This is a genomic window from Pseudomonas sp. (assembly GCF_030696055.1).
Lineage (GTDB): Bacteria > Pseudomonadota > Gammaproteobacteria > Pseudomonadales > Pseudomonadaceae > Aquipseudomonas.
Genome location: NZ_JAUYNP010000046.1, coordinates 1 through 18,143, shown reverse-complemented (window position 1 = coordinate 18,143; position 18,143 = coordinate 1). Strand labels below are relative to the sequence as shown.

Annotated in this window: 15 protein-coding genes; 2 read left to right on the top strand and 13 right to left on the bottom strand. The window is 64.7% G+C overall.

What is annotated here, in order from left to right; genetic code table 11:
• Nucleotides 1–324 precede the first annotated feature (324 nt).
• The gene (locus tag Q8Q83_RS02545) at nucleotides 325–942 is read left to right on the top strand and encodes a DUF4157 domain-containing protein (protein ID WP_305620859.1); all 618 of its coding nucleotides are present in this window, start codon (nucleotides 325–327) and stop codon (nucleotides 940–942) included.
• A gap of 279 nt (nucleotides 943–1,221) precedes the next feature.
• A complete protein-coding gene (locus Q8Q83_RS02540) occupies nucleotides 1,222–3,123 on the top strand; it encodes a potassium transporter Kup (protein WP_305620857.1) in 1,902 nt (633 codons plus the stop codon).
• A gap of 38 nt (nucleotides 3,124–3,161) precedes the next feature.
• Here Q8Q83_RS02540 and Q8Q83_RS02535 read toward each other — a convergent pair whose 3' ends face one another.
• The 13 genes from Q8Q83_RS02535 to Q8Q83_RS02475 all read right to left on the bottom strand — a co-directional run bounded on the left by Q8Q83_RS02535 (nucleotide 3,162) and on the right by Q8Q83_RS02475 (nucleotide 17,984).
• Nucleotides 3,162–4,850 carry an NAD(P)/FAD-dependent oxidoreductase gene (locus tag Q8Q83_RS02535; RefSeq protein WP_305620855.1) on the bottom strand — a complete coding sequence of 563 codons (1,689 nt, stop codon included), beginning with the start codon at nucleotides 4,848–4,850 and terminating at the stop codon, nucleotides 3,162–3,164.
• A 198-nt stretch (nucleotides 4,851–5,048) separates the two neighbouring features.
• Nucleotides 5,049–6,530 carry an aldehyde dehydrogenase family protein gene (locus tag Q8Q83_RS02530; RefSeq protein ID WP_305620853.1) on the bottom strand — a complete coding sequence of 494 codons (1,482 nt, stop codon included), beginning with the start codon at nucleotides 6,528–6,530 and terminating at the stop codon, nucleotides 5,049–5,051.
• 23 nt (nucleotides 6,531–6,553) lie between these two features.
• A complete protein-coding gene (locus Q8Q83_RS02525) occupies nucleotides 6,554–7,357 on the bottom strand; it encodes an NTP transferase domain-containing protein (protein ID WP_305620852.1) in 804 nt (267 codons plus the stop codon).
• Nucleotides 7,358–7,423: 66 nt separating this feature from the next.
• The gene (locus tag Q8Q83_RS02520; protein ID WP_305620850.1) at nucleotides 7,424–9,286 is read right to left on the bottom strand and encodes an amidohydrolase; all 1,863 of its coding nucleotides are present in this window, start codon (nucleotides 9,284–9,286) and stop codon (nucleotides 7,424–7,426) included.
• A gap of 128 nt (nucleotides 9,287–9,414) precedes the next feature.
• Complete coding sequence (locus Q8Q83_RS02515; protein WP_305620919.1) at nucleotides 9,415–10,428, bottom strand: helix-turn-helix transcriptional regulator; 1,014 nt, start codon at nucleotides 10,426–10,428, stop codon at nucleotides 9,415–9,417.
• A 112-nt stretch (nucleotides 10,429–10,540) separates the two neighbouring features.
• On the bottom strand, nucleotides 10,541–12,043 hold the full coding sequence (locus Q8Q83_RS02510; protein WP_305620849.1) for an aldehyde dehydrogenase: 1,503 nt from the start codon (nucleotides 12,041–12,043) through the stop codon (nucleotides 10,541–10,543).
• Between the two features lie 17 nt (nucleotides 12,044–12,060).
• Entirely contained in the window at nucleotides 12,061–13,113 is a 1,053-nt protein-coding gene (locus tag Q8Q83_RS02505) for an aminoglycoside phosphotransferase family protein (protein WP_305620847.1), read from the bottom strand.
• A 5-nt stretch (nucleotides 13,114–13,118) separates the two neighbouring features.
• Complete coding sequence (locus Q8Q83_RS02500) at nucleotides 13,119–13,463, bottom strand: cupin domain-containing protein (protein WP_305620845.1); 345 nt, start codon at nucleotides 13,461–13,463, stop codon at nucleotides 13,119–13,121.
• A gap of 97 nt (nucleotides 13,464–13,560) precedes the next feature.
• Nucleotides 13,561–13,926, bottom strand: coding sequence for a cupin domain-containing protein (locus Q8Q83_RS02495; protein ID WP_305620843.1), 366 nt, complete (start codon nucleotides 13,924–13,926; stop codon nucleotides 13,561–13,563).
• Complete coding sequence (locus Q8Q83_RS02490; protein WP_305620841.1) at nucleotides 13,919–15,217, bottom strand: glycosyltransferase; 1,299 nt, start codon at nucleotides 15,215–15,217, stop codon at nucleotides 13,919–13,921. Before Q8Q83_RS02490 ends, Q8Q83_RS02495 begins: the two co-directional genes overlap by 8 nt.
• A 31-nt stretch (nucleotides 15,218–15,248) precedes the next feature.
• The gene (locus tag Q8Q83_RS02485) at nucleotides 15,249–16,328 is read right to left on the bottom strand and encodes an ABC transporter ATP-binding protein (protein WP_305620839.1); all 1,080 of its coding nucleotides are present in this window, start codon (nucleotides 16,326–16,328) and stop codon (nucleotides 15,249–15,251) included.
• Nucleotides 16,321–17,127 carry an ABC transporter permease gene (locus Q8Q83_RS02480; protein WP_305620838.1) on the bottom strand — a complete coding sequence of 269 codons (807 nt, stop codon included), beginning with the start codon at nucleotides 17,125–17,127 and terminating at the stop codon, nucleotides 16,321–16,323. The genes Q8Q83_RS02485 and Q8Q83_RS02480 overlap by 8 nt, the downstream gene beginning before the upstream one ends.
• Complete coding sequence (locus Q8Q83_RS02475) at nucleotides 17,124–17,984, bottom strand: ABC transporter permease (protein WP_305620836.1); 861 nt, start codon at nucleotides 17,982–17,984, stop codon at nucleotides 17,124–17,126. Before Q8Q83_RS02475 ends, Q8Q83_RS02480 begins: the two co-directional genes overlap by 4 nt.
• Nucleotides 17,985–18,143 lie beyond the last annotated feature (159 nt).

Genomic DNA, 18,143 nt, shown 5'->3' with positions numbered 1-18,143 from the left:
CCCGTGCCACGTTGGCCGGGCGGGCGCCTTGCAGTCTACCTGCTCCGCGCCCCTGATGCGCTCGCCCATCAAGCCGCCCTGCTCGGCTCTATGCCCCCCAGCGATCACACCAGGATTAGGCGTTAGAGCGACTTGAATCTTTAGCTAGCGTGCAAGAAAGCAACGCCAAACGTGAACGGCTCGGGCCATCTGAAAATACCCAAAAATGCGCCGAGGCCTTGGGTAACTAACGGCGCCCGCCAGGGTCAAAATCCCCGGTTGGACAAAGACCACAGCGCTGCGCACAGTAGCGCCAGCCGATCGCCATCGCCCCTGGGAGCCCCAATGCCTGCCGTTTTTTTGCGTCAATGCTGCCGAACAGCCTTATTGCTCACCGCCTTCGCCGCTCCGCTCGCGCTGGCCGCCTGCCCGGCCGGGCAGTCCGAAGTCTGCGTGGTCAGCTGTTTCTGTGCGCCGGGCTCGGTCGAGGAAATCGGGCCGCTCCTGGAAAACATGAACCAGATGGCCGCCTCCGGCTTGCAGGAGTGGCTGGTGCGCTCACGCAACACCGCGGCCGCTGGCGATGTTCGGCCGATACCGCTGAATATCCGCGCCCAGCTCGAACCCTACTATGACCTGCAGGTGCTCGACTCGGCGCGCTACACCATAGGCGATGAGGCGCAGCTAAATGCCGCCAACGCCATGCTGCAGAACCCCGATGTGAATGCCGTGACCCTGATCGACATCATCGTATTCCGCCACCCGGACGACGCGCTGAACGATGCCGCGCTCTGGGCGCACGAATTGAAGCATGTGCAGCAGTACCTGCAATGGGGCGTTGGCGAGTTCGCCGCGCGCTATAGCCGTGACTACAACCTCGTCGAGGCGCCTGCCTACGAGATACAAAGGCAAGTGGCCAAAGCCCTGAGAGCCGCCGCGAACCCGGCCGCACCGGCGCGCTAAGCCTTAAGCGCGGCGGCTCTAACCTAACCTGCCCAGCGGTTCGCCAGCCTGGCGAAGCCGTCGCTGTCCTAGAAAAATTTACGCTTTTTTTACGAAAGGCATTTTGCTCTGCAACGATACTGGCCAGGCAGAGCAATGCTTGGCCACCCCCGCACCTAGCAGCGCAAGACCCAGCGGCTAAGCGCACCAGCGCGACAAGCCCACACTGGCCAGCACAAGCGCACTGCAGACGGAAAAACCACCTGCGTTTTTCGCCTCTCAATTTTCGAGAAACACTCAGTGAGCCAACCAGCTTCCCACGCACTCGAACAACCCCAGACAAAAACCTCAGCGGCAGGCCTGCTCATAGCAGCTGTCGGGGTGGTGTACGGCGACATTGGCACCAGCCCGCTGTACACCCTGAAAGAGGTGTTCGCCGGTCATTACGGGGTGCAAGCCAACCATGACGGAGTGCTCGGCATTCTGTCGCTGATCTTCTGGTCGCTGCTCTGGGTGGTCTCGCTCAAATATGTGCTGTTTATCCTGCGCGCCGACAACCAGGGCGAAGGCGGCATCATGGCGTTGACGGCCTTGGCCCGCCGCGCCGCCGCGCCCTATCCACAGCTGAGCAAGGTGCTGGTGCTGCTCGGCCTGTTCGGTGCGGCGCTGTTCTACGGCGACAGCATGATCACCCCGGCCATCTCGGTACTGTCCGCGGTTGAAGGGTTGCAGCTGGCATTCGATGGGATAGAGCACTGGGTCGTACCCTTGTCGCTGATCGTGCTGGTGGCGCTGTTCTTGATCCAGAAACACGGCACGGCGCGCATCGGCACCCTGTTCGGCCCGGTCATGGTGCTGTGGTTTTTAGTCTTAGGCACGCTGGGCATCTATGGCATCGTGCAGCGTCCCGAAGTGCTGCAAGCGCTCAATCCGATGTGGGCCGTGCGCTTCTTTGTCGTGCATCCGGGCATCGGACTGGCCATTCTCGGCGCCGTAGTGCTGGCGCTGACGGGCGCCGAGGCGCTGTATGCCGACATGGGCCACTTCGGCCGCAAGCCGATTGCGCGCGCCTGGTTTATCTTGGTGCTGCCGGGGTTGCTGCTGAACTACTTCGGCCAAGGCGCCTTGATCCTGGAAAACCCCGAAGCCGTACGCAACCCGTTCTACCTGTTGGCACCGAGCTGGGCCTTGTTGCCGATGGTCGGGCTGTCGACCCTGGCCACCATCATCGCCTCGCAGGCGGTGATTTCCGGGGCCTTCTCCCTGACGCGCCAGGCCATCCAGTTAGGCTACGTGCCGCGCATGTTTATCCAACACACCTCAAGCCAAGAGCAGGGGCAGATCTATATCGGCACGGTTAACTGGGCGCTGATGGTGGGCGTGGTGCTGCTGGTCATCGGCTTCGAATCCTCCAGCGCCTTGGCCGCTGCCTATGGGGTGGCGGTGACGGGCACCATGCTGATCACCACCCTGCTCGCATCGGCTGTAGTGCTGCTGCTGTGGAAAACCCCGCGCTGGCTGGCAATCCCCATGCTGCTGGGTTTTCTCCTGGTGGACGGCCTGTACTTCGCGGCCAATGCGCCGAAAATATTTCAAGGCGGTGCCTTCCCCGTGATCGCTGGGATTGTCCTATTCATTCTGATGACGACCTGGAAACGCGGTCGCAAGATCATTGTGGAAAGGCTGGATGAGAGCGCCCTGCCGCTGCCGTTATTTATCAGCAGCATCCGCTCGCAGCCACCGCATCGGGTGCAAGGTACGGCGGTATTCCTGACCGCACGGGCCGACGCCGTGCCCCATGCGCTGTTGCACAACCTGCTGCATAACCAAGTGCTGCACGAGCAGGTGGTGTTGCTCACCGTGGTGTCCGAAGACAGCCCGCGGGTGGCGCCAGAACGCCGCTTCGAGGTCGAAGCCTATGGCGAGGGCTTCTTCCGCGTCAGCCTGCACTTTGGCTTTATCGAGGAGCCCGACGTACCGGCCGCCTTGAGCCTCTGCCACTTGAGCGAACTGGATTTCAGCCCGATGTGCACCACCTATTTCCTCAGCCGTGAAACTGTCGTGCCGACCAAGCGCATCGGCATGGCGCGCTGGCGAGAAAACCTGTTCGCCTTTCTGCTGAAGAATGCCAACAGCAACCTGAAGTACTTCAATCTGCCGATGAACCGGGTGATCGAACTGGGCACTCAGGTTGAGATGTAGGCCAGCGCCTCGCCCAAGCTAGACGCTGGCCCCCTCTGTTAGCCCTGGACCAGGGCCTGGGCCGCACGCTCGCCCGTTTCCACCGCGCCGTTGAGGAAACCCCAGGACTCGGCTGAGCAGTGTTCACCGCAGAAATGGATGCGGTTGCCTGCGTCCTTCTCCCACTGCGCGCCCCAGAAACTGGTGTAGTGACCCAGGGCGGGAGCGGCATAGCTGCCCAGGCTCCAGGGGTTGATCACCCACTTGGAGACCAGCGCCTTGCCCTGGTAAGCCGCTGTGGTGCCGGGGAATACCGGCTCGATCTGACCGAGCAGTCGGTTGACATCGCTTGTCGCCGCTTGGGCAAAGGGCACGCTGCTGTTCAAGGCGCGGCCCTGATTGCCGCCCAGGTAATTGCACAGCACGCTGCCGCTGGTGGGTTTATTGACCTGGGTATCCCAGACGGTGACGAATCCCGTGCCGCCGGAATAGCTCACGCCGCCCATAGGCACGGCCTGCCCCTCGATATAGCGCGTCGCGTCCCAGGGCCGCGAGCCGCATTGGATATGAATCTTGCCGTTGGCGCCGAGGGCCATCTCGTTGATCGCGCGGCGCTTGGCGACGGAGAAGCTGGCGAGGATCTCCGGAGCGATAGCCACTTCGCGCAATTTGCTGAACGGCAGGGCCAGCACCAGCTGGTCGCAGATATCGCTGCTGCCATCGCTGAAGGAGCACACATAGGGGCCGTTGGGGCCGCCGGCGATGCTGGTCAGCGCCTTGCTGGTGACCAGCGTGCCCGCCGGCAACTGGTTGGCCATGGCGTACACCACCGCGTCACTGCCGCCGACTATGTGATAACGCTCGTCGGTGCCGGCCAGCGGCAGCGGCTCGTTGATCGAGTTGAAGGCCAGCAGGTAGATCAGGTTGAGACAGGTCTGCGCGTCCGGGGCATGGCCGTATTCGGAGATCAGGTTAGCCTGCATCAGCTGGCCAAAGTTGCTGCCCGCGCCTATGCCGACCTGATCCAGCCAGTCGTTGGCGTTGATCCAGTCCAGTCGCGCGTGCTCGGCATTGTGGTTGTTATACACAGGCTGCCAGGGCGCGGCCTGCTGGGTGCGCTTGAACAGGTCGTAGATCTCCCGCCAGTCGGCGCGTAGCTCGGCTTCGCGATAGAACTGGTTATTGACGTAATACAGCTCCTCACTGCCAGGCAGCCCACCACTGTTGACGTCCTCCAGGCTGAGACCGAGCTGGTGCACCAGGTTGCGCAAGGCGCTGTGCTCGGTCGACACCAGCTCGCCGCCGCGCTCCACCGCCATGCCGTTATCGAAGAAGTTGCGGGTGGTGAAGGCGCGGCCGCCGATACGGGTATTGGCCTCGTACAGGGTGCTGGGATAGCCGTATTGCTGCAGACGGTGGGCGCAACGCAAGCCGGCCAGGCCCGCGCCTATGATGATGACCCGCCCGGGATTGTTGCCCTGTCCGCCCATGGCGGCCATGGCGGCCATGGCCGGGCCCAAGGCGCCGAGCAGGCCGGCACCGGCAAGGCCGGCGCCAACGGTCTTGATAAAGTCGCGCCTATTGCTCTGCAGCTGGCGTTGACTGGCCGCTTGCTGCTCCTTCTCGGTGCGCATGTCCAGCAGTTCATCGGTGGGGATGCCGGTGAGTTCCGACTGCCGGTGCGCCCATTGCAGGCGGTCGAACAGGCGGGCCAGCGGGGAGTTCGAGCGACGTGATTTACGACTCATGGGATGCTCCACTTTCAGGTTGGTTGAATACCGCAGTGAATTTGCTTGCCTCTGGCTAGAGCGACGGCAATCCCACGAAACACCACTACCGACTGGCGCTAGCCGTTTTCTCCGGATGCTTGAACAACTAAAGAGAAACGCTTGTGCCGGACCATGTGCTGGCCCGGCTAACTACTGCACTGACTCGCGGCCAGCCACTTATTGCAGATACCAGCCCCAGGCTTGCTGGCTGTCGTAACGGGTGATCTGCTTGACCTCCAGGTAGCTGTTAAAGCCCCACTCGCCCAGCTCGCGGCCGATGCCGCTCTGCTTGTAACCGCCCCAGGGCGCCTCGTTGAAAGTCGGCTGCGAACAGTTGATCCATACGATGCCGGCGCGCAGACCCCGGGCGACTCGCTCGCAGCGCGGGATATCCTCCGACATCACCGCGGCGGCCAGGCCGAAAGGCGAATCGTTGGCCAGTTGCAGCGCCTCGGCCTCAGTGTCGAAAGCGCGCAGGCAGACCACCGGGCCGAAGATTTCCTCGCGCCACAGCGCGCTCGCCAGCGGCACATCGGCGAAGATCGCAGGAGTCAGATAATTGCCCTGCTGCAGATGCTCGGGACGCTGGCCGCCGCATAGCAGCTGGGCGCCTTCCTGCTGGCCACGGGCGATGGCGCTCAGCACCTTGTCCAGCTGGCCGCGGCTGACCAGCGGGCCGAGCTGCACGCCCTCCTCCAGGCCCGGGCCGATGCGGATTTTGCCGGTTGCCTCGACCAGCCGTGCCAGCAGCGCCGGATACAGCGCGCGTTCCACCAGTACCCGCGAGGTGGCCGAGCAGACCTGGCCCTGGTTCCAGAAGATGCCGAACATGATCCATTCAACCGCCGCCTCCAGCTGGCTGTCGGCGAAGACGATGAAGGGCGACTTGCCGCCCAGTTCCAGGCTGAGGTTTTTGATCTCGCGGGCCGCCGCCTGCATGATCTTGCGCCCGGTCGGCACGCTGCCGGTAAAGGCCAGCTTGTCCAGCCCGGGGTGTTCGGCCAAGGCCGCGCCCGCCTCGCTGCCCAGACCGCTAAGCACGTTCAGCACCCCGGCCGGCAGCCCAGCCTGGTGGGCGATGCGCGCCAGTTCCAGGGCGCTCAGGGGCGTCAGCTCTGAGGGCTTGAGCACCAGGGTGCAGCCCGCCGCCAGCGCTGGGGCTACCTTCCAGGCGGCCATCAGCAGGGGGAAGTTCCACGGGATGATGGCGCCCACCACCCCCACCGGCTCGCGCTCGACCCAGCAGCTAAAGCGCTCGTCGGGCACCTCGATGGCCTGGCGCGGCGCGGCGTCGGCGGCTTCGGCGAGGCCTGCGTAATAGACGAAGCAGCCGGCGGCATCGGCGATGTCCAATTGCGCCTCGGCCAGCGGCTTGCCGTTGTCGCGCACCTCGAGAATGGCCAATTCGTCCTGGCGCGCGCGGATGCCCTCGGCGATCCGGCGCAGCACGCGGGCCCGCTCGCTACCGGATAGGCGTGGCCAATCGCCCTGATCGAAGGCGCGCCGCGCCGCGCCGACCGCCAGCGCGACGTCCTCGGCGCTGGCCGCCGCAACCCGGGCCAGGATGCTGTCATCGCTGGGGTCGAAACTATCGAAGCTGCCCTGGCGGCGCGGCGCTACCCATTGGCCATCGATATACAGGTGCTCGTAGTGATACATGACGCGGTCCTCCAAGGATGGGCTTAGGCGTTAACAGCCGACGCTTCGCTATGGCTGTTGTGCGCGATTTGCTGACGCAGACGGCGCTGGAAGATCTGCTCGGCCGCCTGCAGTTGCTCAGGGTCGTTGACCCCCAGCACCTCCTCCTCGGCCACTTCCACGACCTGCACCGCGAGGCCGGCGGCGTTGGCCAGGGCCACCGCGTCGGTCAGGTAGTACTCGCCCTGGGCATTGGCCTTGCCGATGCGCTGCAGCAGCCCCAGACAGTGCTCGGCACGCAAGCCCATAACCCCGCCGTTGCACAGCTGCACCTCAAGCTCGGCGGGGCTGGCGTCCTTAGCCTCGCGGATCGCCAACAACCATTCGCCCTCGGTCAGCAGGCGGCCATAGGGCCCCGGTTGGCTGGTGACGAAACCGGCCACGGCCACCGCCGCACCCCCGATCAATGCCTGGCGCAGGCGCGCCAGAGTGTTCGCGCCGATCAGCGGCGAGTCGCCGAACAGCACCAGCACGCAGCCCTCACTGTGGGCCTGCAGCGCCGGCTGCGCCGCCAGCACGGCATGGGCGGTACCCAGGCGTTCGTACTGAATAAACTGCTGGGCCTCTGGCGCCTGCTGCCGCACATAGTCGGCCACGGCCTGTTGGTCCGGGCCTATCACCACCGCCAGGCGGTCGACGTCGGCCGCCAGGCTGCTGGCCAACACATGGCCGAGCAGCGGCCGGTTGCCGACCTGATGCAGCACCTTGGGCAGCGTGGAACGCATCCGACTGCCCTGACCGGCGGCGAGAATGACCGCCAGGGTGGGGAACAAAGGGGTGTCGCTCATGCGCGTCTCCTGTGGCAAGGGTGATGGAAATCCTGATTGCAGCGGGCGCCGCGGCGACCGGGCCGCTTAATCGAGGGCCGGTGTGGCCTTGCTCAGCAGGGCCTTGGGCGCCAGGCTGCTGAACTGCTCCTTGGCAAACACCACCTTGCCGCCGACCAGGGTCAACAGCACTTGGTTGCGCGCCAACTCCTCCTCGGGCACCTGCATAAAGTTCTTGTCGAGGACGATCAGGTCGGCGAACTTGCCGACTTCGATCGAGCCGACCGCCGCGTCCAGGCGCAGCTGCTCGGCGGCGTTGCGGGTGATGGAGCGCAGCGCCTCGGCACGCGACAGGCCTGGCGCGGCGTTGAGCTTGCCGGCCAGATCGGGGCCATAGCTGTGCGGATTGAGCGGATCGCCGGAACGGGTGACGCCGATCTTCAGCGCCAGCAGTTCGTCGAGCGGATCGACCGGCCAGTCGCTGCCATAGGCCACGCGGCCGCCGGCCTGGGCGATGCTGCCGGAGGGTTCCATGCGGGCGAAGCGCTCGGCACCGAGCTGGTCGTTGGTGCCATCGACCGAGAACGGCGCCTGCTGGGCCCACTGGTGGGACATGCTGGCGGTGGTGTCCAGCGCCTTGAAGCGCCCGTAGTCGGCGCTGGCCACAGTCTCGGCGTGGGCGATGGCCGGGCGGAAGGCGTTGCCCGGCAGTTGCTGGCGCACATAGGCGATGCCATCCAGCGACTCACGCACCGCGCGCTCGCCGGTGGCGTGCAGGTGCGGGTCGAAGCCGGCCTTTACCGCCTCGAGCAGCAACGGCTTGAGCACCGGCGCCGGGTAATACAGCTCGCCGAGGTTGTCGCCGGGCACCCACTGCGGGGCTTTCTGCGTGCCGACATTCTTCATGTACGGCATCAACAAGGCCCCGGTATTGGCCGGCGCGTTGATAATGCCGTCCATAAACAATTTGACGTGGCGCATGCTCACCCCAGGTTGCACCTGCAGCGCGCCCTGGTCGTAGGTCTGCGCCAGCGCCTTGGCCGCGGCTATGCTCTTGGCCGGGTCGGCCGCCGCCTCGGCGGGGTCGAGCATCAGCGCCAGCGTGGCGCGGGCGGTCAGTTCGCCGGACTGCTGCAGGCGGGTGAAGGCCTTGGCATTTTCGGCTCCGGACAGGGCATCGAAGAAACTGGTGATGCCTTGCTCGCGCATGGCATCCAGGGCGACGCGGATCTGCGTCAGCTTCTCGGCGTCGGTAGCCGGCGGCACCTTGGCCGCCATGGTTTCGGCGGCGCCGTCTTCGCAGATGCCGGTGGGATTGCCGGCGCTGTCGCGGGCGAATTTGCCGCCGACCGGATCGACAGTGGCCTTGCTGATACCGGCCAGTTGCAGGCCGCGGGAGTTGGTCAACACTGTATGGAAATCGGTGGAGCGCACCTGAATCGGCCGATCGGTCTTCAGCGCATCCAGGGTCGACTTGTCCGGGTCGCCGTCGAGGCTGGCCATGCCGATCCGATCCCAGCTCCCCACTTCGAGCCAGGCATTGGGTTCCTTGTCCTTGCTGGCATCCAGGCAGGCCTGAATCTTGGTCTGGAACTGCGCCCGGGTCATTTTTTCATAGTTCAGGTTGCACAACAGCAAGGCGCGGCCGCCGTCGCCCGGGTGCATATGGGCATCGACGAAACCGGGCATGAGCATGCGCCCGGCCAGATCGATCTGCTGGGTCTGCTTGCCGATATAGGCGGCGGCGCCTTGGTCGTCGCCGACATAGACGATCTTGCCGCCCGCCACGGCTACTGCCTGCTGCACCGAATCCTGGCCATCGACTGTGTACACATAGCCGTTACGCATCACCAGATCGGCCGGCGGCGTGGTGGCGGTCTGACAGCCCAGCAGGGTCAGGGTCGAGAGCGTTGTGCTGGCAATCGCAATACATAATCTGGAGAGTTTCAAATTCCGCACCTCAGTTAGAAGTTCTGCACGCGGCCCGCACAGGCCGCGCGGCGGTCGCCCGACCGCCCGCCACACCATAGCGATGGCTGGCGCCATAGGGCCCTCTGCAAATGAGGAGGGGCAGGCCATCAGCGCGCCCCCACGGATTGCCGCGCGGGCGCGCGCCGCCCGCCTTCGTCCGGGTTGGCCGGCATACGCAGGGCCGCACAGAGTTCCAGCTTGCTGCGCACCCCCAGCTGCAGGTAGCAGGTGCGCAGGTAGGTGCGCACGGTCGCCGGGCTCAGCAGCAGCAACTTGGCGATTTCCTTGTAGGAATGCCCGGCGGCGAACAGCATGGCCGCCGTGCGCTCGCGGGGGGCCAGCCCGTTGTGGCGGGTCTGGCTGGTGAGCGTCAGGATCAGCTGCTCGCCGCTGCGATTCAGGGTCAACGCCGCACGGCCCAGGCGCATCACGCAGGGCGCATTCGCTAGTTGCGCGATCAGTCCGGCGGGTAGCACCGAACCGTCCCAGCCGGGCACTTCATGAGCGATGGCGGCGCACAGCCGGGCGCCGACATAGAGCAAACGGCCATCCGCGCGGGCCACCGCAAACTCGCTGGCGCCGTCGCCCCCGCCGAGTTGCAGCAGGTCTTGCACCTGGAAACGCCAGAGCTGCAACAGGTGCTCGCAGAAGGACGCGAACAGCCGGGCCTCGCTGTCGCTAAAGGCCTGGGCGCTCGCGCCACGGTAGAGGCAGACGAAGAACATCAAGCCGCTTTCGGGAAGCTCGAAGGTGATGCACAGCAGGTGGTAGAGGTCGTGGCGACGGGCGAAGGCGTTCACCTCGGCGCAGGGGTCGCTGAAGCCACTGGCACGCACTATCTCGCCCGGGCGACTCAGGGTGCCGTGGGAGAACCTGTCCCTGGCCGCGATCTGGTTCCATTCGCTGGCGAACGACTCGCTCAGATTGAGCTGCCCGTGCATCCAGCTCTGCGGCGCGGCATTGGCCTGCGCCTGGGACATCTCGCCCCACCAGGCCGAGGCGAAAGGCACCAGTTGGCCAAAGGCCTGCAGGCCTTCGCCAATAAACTGCGCGGCGTCGCGCCCACGGGTGAGGCGCGCGAGGTGCAGCAGGCACAGGTTAAAGGCCTGCAGCGGGTCCATAGATGCCGCGGCGCCGTACTGGATCACAAGCGCCCCCCCGCCATACGGGCGGGTAGACGCCGGAAATTAGCCGGCGATGCAACGGGACAATAATGCATGCGACTCTCCGGCCTTAGGCGCGATAGAACTGATCGTCGTTATAGGGGTACCACCAGTCGTGGATGCGCGGCTGGTGGTCGATGATCACCATCTTCGAGCGGCGGAACGCATCCAGGCCCTGGCGTCCCAGCTCGCGCCCCATGCCGGACATCTTCCAGCCGCCGAAGGGCAGCGCATCGTTGTCGATCAGCGGGTTGTTGACCCAGACCATGCCGGCTTCCAGGCGATCCGCCGCCTCCATGGCCTCGGCCAGGTCGGTGGAGAACAGCGAGGCGCCGAGGCCGAACGGCGAGTCGTTGGCCAGGCGCACGGCTTCGTCGAAATTCTTGACCCGGCAGATCGCCGCCACCGGGCCGAAGCACTCCTCGTGGAAGATCGCCATCTCGGCATTGACCCCGGTGAGGATGGTCGGCTCATAGAACCAGCCCACCGTCTGCTCGGGCGGAATACGCCCGCCACAAACCAAGTTGGCGCCCTTCTCCAGGGCGTCGGCGACCAGGCGCATCACCTTGTCGCGGGCGGCCTGGCTAACCAGCGGGCCGATTTCCGTACGTTCCAGGCCATGACCGATGCGCAGGGCGCGGGTGCGTTCGGCAAAACGCGCGACGAATTCATCGTGCACCTCCTCGACCACAAAGAAGCGCTCAGCCGAGGTGCAGATCTGCCCGCTCAGGTGAAAGGCCGCGGTCACCGCGCCGGCGGCGGCAACGTCCAGTGGCGCATGCTTGGAGATGATCATCGGGTCGCTGCCGCCGGCCTCGATCACGCTGGGTTTCATCCGCTCGGCGCAGGCCACGGCCACCGCCTTGCCGGCGGCGACGCTGCCGGTAAAGGCCACCGCGTGGGTCTTGTCCGACTGCACCAGCAACTGCGCGGTACTGGCATCGCCCGGCAGGCAGGCGATCAGCCCGGCCGGTAACACGCGGAAATGCTGCATAAATTTCAGGGTACACAGGCTGGTGCTTTCCGCCGGTTTGATGATGCAGGCATTGCCCGCCGCCAGGGAGGCGGCGACCGTCCAGCACATCAGCAGGATCGGGAAGTTGAACGGCATGATATGCACGCTGACGCCATAGGGTTCGTAGCGCACATGCTGGAAGGAGCCGGCCTGGGTGGTGCCGGCGACCTTGCCGGCGTCATCCCGGGCCATCTCCGCGTAGTAACGGAAGATCGGCGCGCAGTTGGCCAGCTCGCCCATGGATTCGGCGAACGGCTTGCCCATCTCCAGGGTCATCAAGCGGGCGGCTTCGCGGTTGCAGGCGTGATCCTGCTCGATGCGGTTGGCCAGCTGGTGCAGCAAACCCGCCCGACTCTTCGCATCGACCAGGCGCCAGCTCTGCTGGGCGGCATTGGCGGCGTCGATGGCGGCTTGCACGTCGGCCTGCTCGCACAGGCCGATCTGGCCGACGGCCGCCAGGCTCGCCGGGTCGAAGATCTCACGCAGGCGCTGGGTAGCCGGCGTCTGGTAGTCGGGATTGATAAAGCGTAACGGCTTGTCGCAGGCGAAAGTGCTCATGGATTGTCCTATGGCGATCAAAGGGAGGGGCCGCGTACGCGCGCCAGTTGCTCGGCGCTGAGGCCGTGCCGCCAGTTCCCCAGGTGCTGTTCGAGAAAGTGGCGCAAGGGCTGCAGCGCCGGGTTGTCCAGCGCCCGACTGAACAGGCCGAGGGTGCGCGGCAGGTGTTTGAGGTAGGTGAGCTTGCCGTCGCGCCGGGCCAGGCGCACGAAGATGCCCAGCACCTTGGCGTGGCGCTGCGCGGCCAGCACCGCGTAGTCGGCCATAAAACGCTCGGCATCGAGCTGCGGGCGCTGCGCCAGGTAGTGCTGCAGCAGATCGGCGCGCAGCGCGGCGGGCATATCGCGGCGGGCATCCTCCAGCAGCGACAGCAGGTCGTAGGCCGCCGCGCCTTGCAGGGCATCCTGGAAATCCAGCAGGCCGCAGGCGGCCACGCCCTGGCGGCCTTCCAGCAGCATCAGGTTGTCGACATGGAAATCACGCAGCACCAGGGCCTCGCGGCGGCCGGCCACTTCGCGGCAGATGCCGGCGAACAACTGCATATAGTCCGCGCGCAAGGCCGCGGCGGCCTCGGTGCCGATCAGCAGCGGCGCATACCAGTCGATAAACAGCGCGTACTCCTCGGCCAGGCGCTCGGCGTTATAGGGCGCCAGCGTCGCGGCATGCTCAAGCGGCGCGCGGTGCAGATGGGCCAAGGTTTCCACCGCCAGCTGGTACAGCGGCTGAGCGGCCTGACCGCCGGCCAGCAGGCGGGTATAGGTGTCCGCGCCGAAGTCCTCGATCAGCGCCAACCCCGCAGCCTCATCGACCGCCAGGATCTGCGGGGCCGACAGGCCGACCCGCTGCAGCAGACCGGCGACCTGCAGATAGGGGCCGATCGGCTCGCTGGCCGGTGGCGAGTCCATCAGCAGCAGGCCGGCCCCGCTCAGGCGGAAATAGCGCCGGCTCGAGGCGTCCGCCGGCAAGGCCTCGAGGGCCACCTCGGGGTAACCGGCCCGCGCCAGAAAGGCCGCGCGGGCCGTGGCCCGGCCGACCTGCTGCAGGGCATGGGACTGAAGGACTTCGCTCATGTCGCTCACCGGATCATGTAGACCTTTTTGATGGTTTGATAAACCGTGCACACGCCTTTCCAGTCCTTGGGGAAGAAGGCCGCGGTGTCGGGTTTGATTTCGATTACCTCGCCGGACTCGTGCACATAGGTGCAGCTTCCTTCGAGGAAGTGGCAGAACTCGTCGCTGGTCACGTGGCAGAACCACTTGCCCGGCGTGCACACCCAGATGCCGCATTCCGACTGGCCTTGCGGGCCCTTATGCAGCACCACACCGCTGACCTGGGACTCGCCTTCGAGCATGGTGGGGATCACACCCCAGTCCTTGAGTTCGGTAACTTGCAGCGGGTTGTATAGAACGGCGGTGGTCATCTTTCTCTCTCCAAAAAAATTAAGGTTTTAGGTCGTAGGATGGGTCGAGCACAGCGATACCCATCGACGGTACAAAGGGCACTCTCCCAAAGGCTGATCAGGCCAGCATATAAACGTTGCGCAGGGTTTCCCGGACCAGGCATTCGCCGCTCCAGCCCGCGGGGAACAGCACCAGGGTGTCGGGGTAGACCTCGATCACCTCGCCGTCGTCGCTGCGGTAGGTGGCGCGTCCGGCCAGGAAGTGGCACAGCTCGTCGCGGGGAATCGCCAGCCGCCAGCGCCCAGGGGTACAGACCCACAGGCCGGTTTCCGGGCTGTTGTTCGGGCCCTTGAACAGCAGGCGCCCGCTGGAATTAGAGACGCCTTCGAGGGCATCGCTCTGCACGCCCCAGTCGAGCAAATCGGCGTACTCACGGACGCCAAGGATATGCGGCGCGCTGGAGTCGAGTCGGGCCTCAGGCATTTTTCAGTACCTCGCCTTTCAGTATCTGGTCGAGAATCTGCGCCGCGTCTTGCGGGCCCTTGCGCGACTGCATATAGGCGCTGGTGCGCTGCAGGCGCTGGCGCATCGACTGGTCGTTGATGCAGGCGGCGAGCTTCTCGGCCAACTCGGCTTCGCTCCACTCATAACGGTCGAGCTTGAAGCCATGGCCGCTTTCCTCGGCGCGCATGGCGTTGTCGTGGCCGTCCCAGACGTAGGACATGACGATCGCCGGTTTGCCGAAGAACAGGCACTCGGTAAAGCTGTTGTTGCCGCCGTGGTGGATCACCGCATCGACCTTGGCGATCACCGAGGGCTGCGGGTACCAGTTGGAGATCAACACGTTGTCCGGCAGTACGGGATACTTCTCCAGGTGCTCGCCGACGTTGAACAGCGCGCGGTACGGCAGCTTGCCGACGGCCGTGATCAAGCGCTGGAGCAGTTCGATATCGCCGGAGCCGAGGCTGCCGAAGCTGACGTAGAGCAGCGGCTTGTCGTTATTCGCGCGGAACTCGGGAATCTCGTAGGCCTTGTCGCTGCGCACACAGCCCTGCAGGTAGTGGAAACGCTCGGCCGGCAGCGGATGGCGGCGCTCGAATTTCACCGGATCGGGATACAGCAGCAGGTTCATATAGGGCGAGGCTTCGAAGAAGGTACCCAGGGGATAAGGCTGTTCGCCGTGCGCTTCGAGAAAGCGGTTGAAGTCGGCGTGGATTGGCCCGACTACTTCCTCGAAGCGCTGGCGGAAGCGCGCGTGGCCAGCCTTGTCGTCGATGCTCATGCCCGACAGGTGCGGCGGGATGTCCGGGTCTTCGATCTCGTTTTCCGAGCAGGAGATAATGCGCACCCAGGGCTTGCCGTACTGCTTGATCGCCGGAAAGAGGATCACGTTATCGACGCAGATCAGGTCCGGCTTGACCTTGTCGAGCACCGCCGGCAGGTCTTTCTGCGCCCACTTGGCGGTTTCCACTATGGCCGCCCAGCACTCTTTCACGTAGTTGTCGATCTGCTCCAGGGGCGACTTGCGAAAGTTCGGTATATGCCCGTTAACGAAGTCCACCCAGTACTTGGCCATCTCCTCCGCCGGCATCGGCGCCGACATATTGACCATGTATTCCTCGAAGCCGTAGGCGGCATACACCCCGCTCATGCCCGGGTCGGTGAGGAACACCGCCTTGTGCCCGAGGGCCTCGCAGGCCTGGGCGATACCGACCGAATTCAGAGCCGGGCCATAGGCGGCTTCAGGAAAGAAGGCGATCACTTGCTGTTTCATCAGAGCTACTCCTGCCTGGTGTTTTTATTGTTCAACGGGACAGCACACGGGCATGCCGGGCCTGCCAACCCAAGCGGATGGCCATGCCGGGGGCGAAATGGGCGAGTTCGAATTGCGAGGACGGCACGCGCACGATCAGCGGCTTGTCACTAAGCGGCGTCTGCACATGCAGGTTGGTGTCCAGGCCGTGGTAGGCGACTTCGACTATGCGGCCGTCGACCTGGTTGTCGCAGGCCGGACTCTGCTCGTCGAGCACCTGCAGGCGCTCGGGGCGCACCACCACGGCGAGCGCCTCGCCGCGATGCCCCGCCAGATCCACGCTGACCCGCAGGGCATGGCCATTCACGGTCACCGTCTGGTCGTTCTGGCGCACCCCTTCGAGCAGGTTGCTGACGCCGATAAAGTTGGCGACGAAGCGGCTATTGGGGTTTTCGTACAGCTCGGCCGGGCTGCCGATCTGGCAGATCTTGCCGCCGTCGAGCACGGCCATGCGGTCGGACATGACCAGGGCTTCTTCCTGATCGTGGGTGACGATGATGAAGGTGATGCCGCTCTCGTGCTGCAGGCGCTTGAGCTCCAGCTGCATCTTCTCGCGCAGCTTCTTGTCCAGGGCGCCCAGGGGTTCGTCGAGCAACAGCACCCGCGGCCGTTTGACCAGGGCGCGAGCCAGGGCCACGCGCTGGCGCTGGCCGCCGGACAGCTGGTCGGGCTTGCGCTCGGCCAACTCGCCGAGCTGCGCGGTGGCCAGCACCTCGTCGACCCGGCGGCGGATTTCCGTCTCCGGCAGGCGCTCCATCTCCAGGCCGTAGGCGATGTTCTTGCGCACCGTCATATTGGGGAACAGCGCATAGGACTGGAACATCAGGTTCAGCGGGCGCTTGTTCGCCGGCAGCGGCGAGATGTCCAGGCCGTCCAGGTAGATGCAGCCGGAACTGGGCGTCTCGAAGCCGGCGAGCATGCGCAGCAAGGTGGTCTTGCCGCAGCCGGACGGCCCGAGCAGGGCGAAGAATTCGTTCTCGCGGATATTCAACGACACCTCGTCGACCGCCAGACCGTTGCCATAGGACTTGCTGACCTTGTCCAGGATCAGCACTGCAGATGAGTTATTCATGGGTGCGAGGAGCCTTGTTGAGACGCTGCGAGGCCAGCAGCGCGGTGATGCTGACCAGCATCACCAGCGTCGCCAGAGCGTTGATTTCCGGGGTGACGCCGAAGCGGATCATGGCGTAGATCTGCATCGGCAAGGTGGTCGAGGCCTGGCCGGAACCGGAGTTGAAGAAGGCGATGATGAATTCGTCCACCGACAGGGTGAATGCCAGCAGGCCGCCCGCCAGCACGCCGGGGAAGATCGCCGGCAGCAGTACCCGGCGCAGGGTGGTGAACCAGCCGGCGCCGAGGTCGATGGAGGCCTCGAGAATCGAGTAGTCGAAATGCTTCAGGCGGGTGCGCACCACCGCGCAGACGAAGGCGATATTGAACACCGCGTGGCTGATGATGATCGAGTGCAGACCCAGGCCTACCTTGAGCAGGTTGAAGAAGCTCAGCAAGGCGATGGCCAGCACGATGTCGGGGATGATCATCGGCGCCATCAGCAGGGTGTCGACCACCTGACCATTGCCCTTGCCCTTACGCCGCAGCTCCACGCCGAGGGCCAGCAAGGTACCCAGCACGCAGGCGGTAAAGGTCGAGGCCAGGGCGACTATCAGGGTGTTCAACGCCGCCGACAGCACCGCGCCGTTATGCGCCAGGGCCACATACCATTTCAGCGAAGCACCGCCCCAGGCGGTGGGCAGCCCGGACTTGTTGAACGACAAGAGGATCAGCACCAGGATCGGCACATAGAGGAAGGCATACACCAGCCCCAGATGGGTGCCGAGCAGCAGGGTGCTTGGATTGGCTGGTCGGCTCATGCTCTGCCCTCCTCTGCGCGCCGCGCGATCAGCGCCTGGATAAACAGCAGGACGAGCATGATGGCGATCAGGAAGAAACTCAGCGCCGAGCCGAACGGCCAGTCGCGAGCGGTGAGAAATTGGGAATAGATCAGGTTGCCGACCATCTGCACCTGCTTGCCGCCCAGCAGGTCGGCGGTGATGAAGTTGCCGATGCTGAGGACGAAAACGAACACCGCGCCGGCGGCTATGCCCGGCACGCTGAGCGGCAGAATGATCCGGCGGAAGGTCATCCAGCCCGAGGCGCCCAGGTCCTTGGAGGCATCCCAGAGTTCGCCATTGATCCGCGACAGCGAGGAGTAGATCGCCAGGATCACGAAGGGGATGTAGTTGTAGACCAGCCCCAGCACCACCGACGACTCGGTGTAGAGCAGGCTGATCGGCTCGCCGCTATAGCCGAGCAGGCTGAACAGACGGTTAAGCAGGCCTTCGCGGTTGAGCAGCACTATCCAGGCGTAGGTGCGGATCAGGTAATTGCTCCAGAACGGCAGCATCACCAGAAACAGGTAGACCGCCTGCCGCCGCCGTGGCGCGCGGGCAATCGCATAGGCCGCCGGGTAACCGAGCAGCACCGCGAACAGGGTCGCCAGGCCGGCGATTTTCGCCGATTTGAGGAGGATGCCCAGGTACAGCGGATCGAAGGCGCGCTGGTAGTTTTCCCAGCTGAACACCCAGTCGATACCACCATAGGCACCACGTTCGACGAAGCTGTAGACCAACACCAGCAGGCACGGCAGCACCAGAAACAGCAGCAGCCAGCTTAGTCCGGGCGTTAAAAGCCAGGCCGACAGTTTCCTGTCAGCGTGCAATGCACTCATTAAACGGATCTCGCAATGCGGGGGATTGGGTAGCCAGTTTTTCTGGCTACCCATTCATAAATATCGAGGGCTTCTGGGCTAGAGCCAGACAAGGCGAAATCGGGGTGAGAAGCGCAGCGTACTCAAGTACGTGAGCATTCGAGCTCCGGTTTCAACGCC

Bases quoted from the DNA above. Each gene is read 5' to 3' on its own strand.
- Q8Q83_RS02545 (WP_305620859.1), top strand. From the start codon at position 325: ATGCCTGCCGTTTTTTTGCGTCAATGCTGCCGAACAGCCTTATTGCTC.
- Q8Q83_RS02535 (WP_305620855.1), bottom strand. From the start codon at position 4,850: ATGAGTCGTAAATCACGTCGCTCGAACTCCCCGCTGGCCCGCCTGTTC.
- Q8Q83_RS02530 (WP_305620853.1), bottom strand. From the start codon at position 6,530: ATGTATCACTACGAGCACCTGTATATCGATGGCCAATGGGTAGCGCCG.
- Q8Q83_RS02525 (WP_305620852.1), bottom strand. From the start codon at position 7,357: ATGAGCGACACCCCTTTGTTCCCCACCCTGGCGGTCATTCTCGCCGCC.
- Q8Q83_RS02515 (WP_305620919.1), bottom strand. From the start codon at position 10,428: ATGGACCCGCTGCAGGCCTTTAACCTGTGCCTGCTGCACCTCGCGCGC.
- Q8Q83_RS02510 (WP_305620849.1), bottom strand. From the start codon at position 12,043: ATGAGCACTTTCGCCTGCGACAAGCCGTTACGCTTTATCAATCCCGAC.
- Q8Q83_RS02505 (WP_305620847.1), bottom strand. From the start codon at position 13,113: ATGAGCGAAGTCCTTCAGTCCCATGCCCTGCAGCAGGTCGGCCGGGCC.
- Q8Q83_RS02500 (WP_305620845.1), bottom strand. From the start codon at position 13,463: ATGACCACCGCCGTTCTATACAACCCGCTGCAAGTTACCGAACTCAAG.
- Q8Q83_RS02495 (WP_305620843.1), bottom strand. From the start codon at position 13,926: ATGCCTGAGGCCCGACTCGACTCCAGCGCGCCGCATATCCTTGGCGTC.
- Q8Q83_RS02490 (WP_305620841.1), bottom strand. From the start codon at position 15,217: ATGAAACAGCAAGTGATCGCCTTCTTTCCTGAAGCCGCCTATGGCCCG.
- Q8Q83_RS02485 (WP_305620839.1), bottom strand. From the start codon at position 16,328: ATGAATAACTCATCTGCAGTGCTGATCCTGGACAAGGTCAGCAAGTCC.
- Q8Q83_RS02480 (WP_305620838.1), bottom strand. From the start codon at position 17,127: ATGAGCCGACCAGCCAATCCAAGCACCCTGCTGCTCGGCACCCATCTG.
- Q8Q83_RS02475 (WP_305620836.1), bottom strand. From the start codon at position 17,984: ATGAGTGCATTGCACGCTGACAGGAAACTGTCGGCCTGGCTTTTAACG.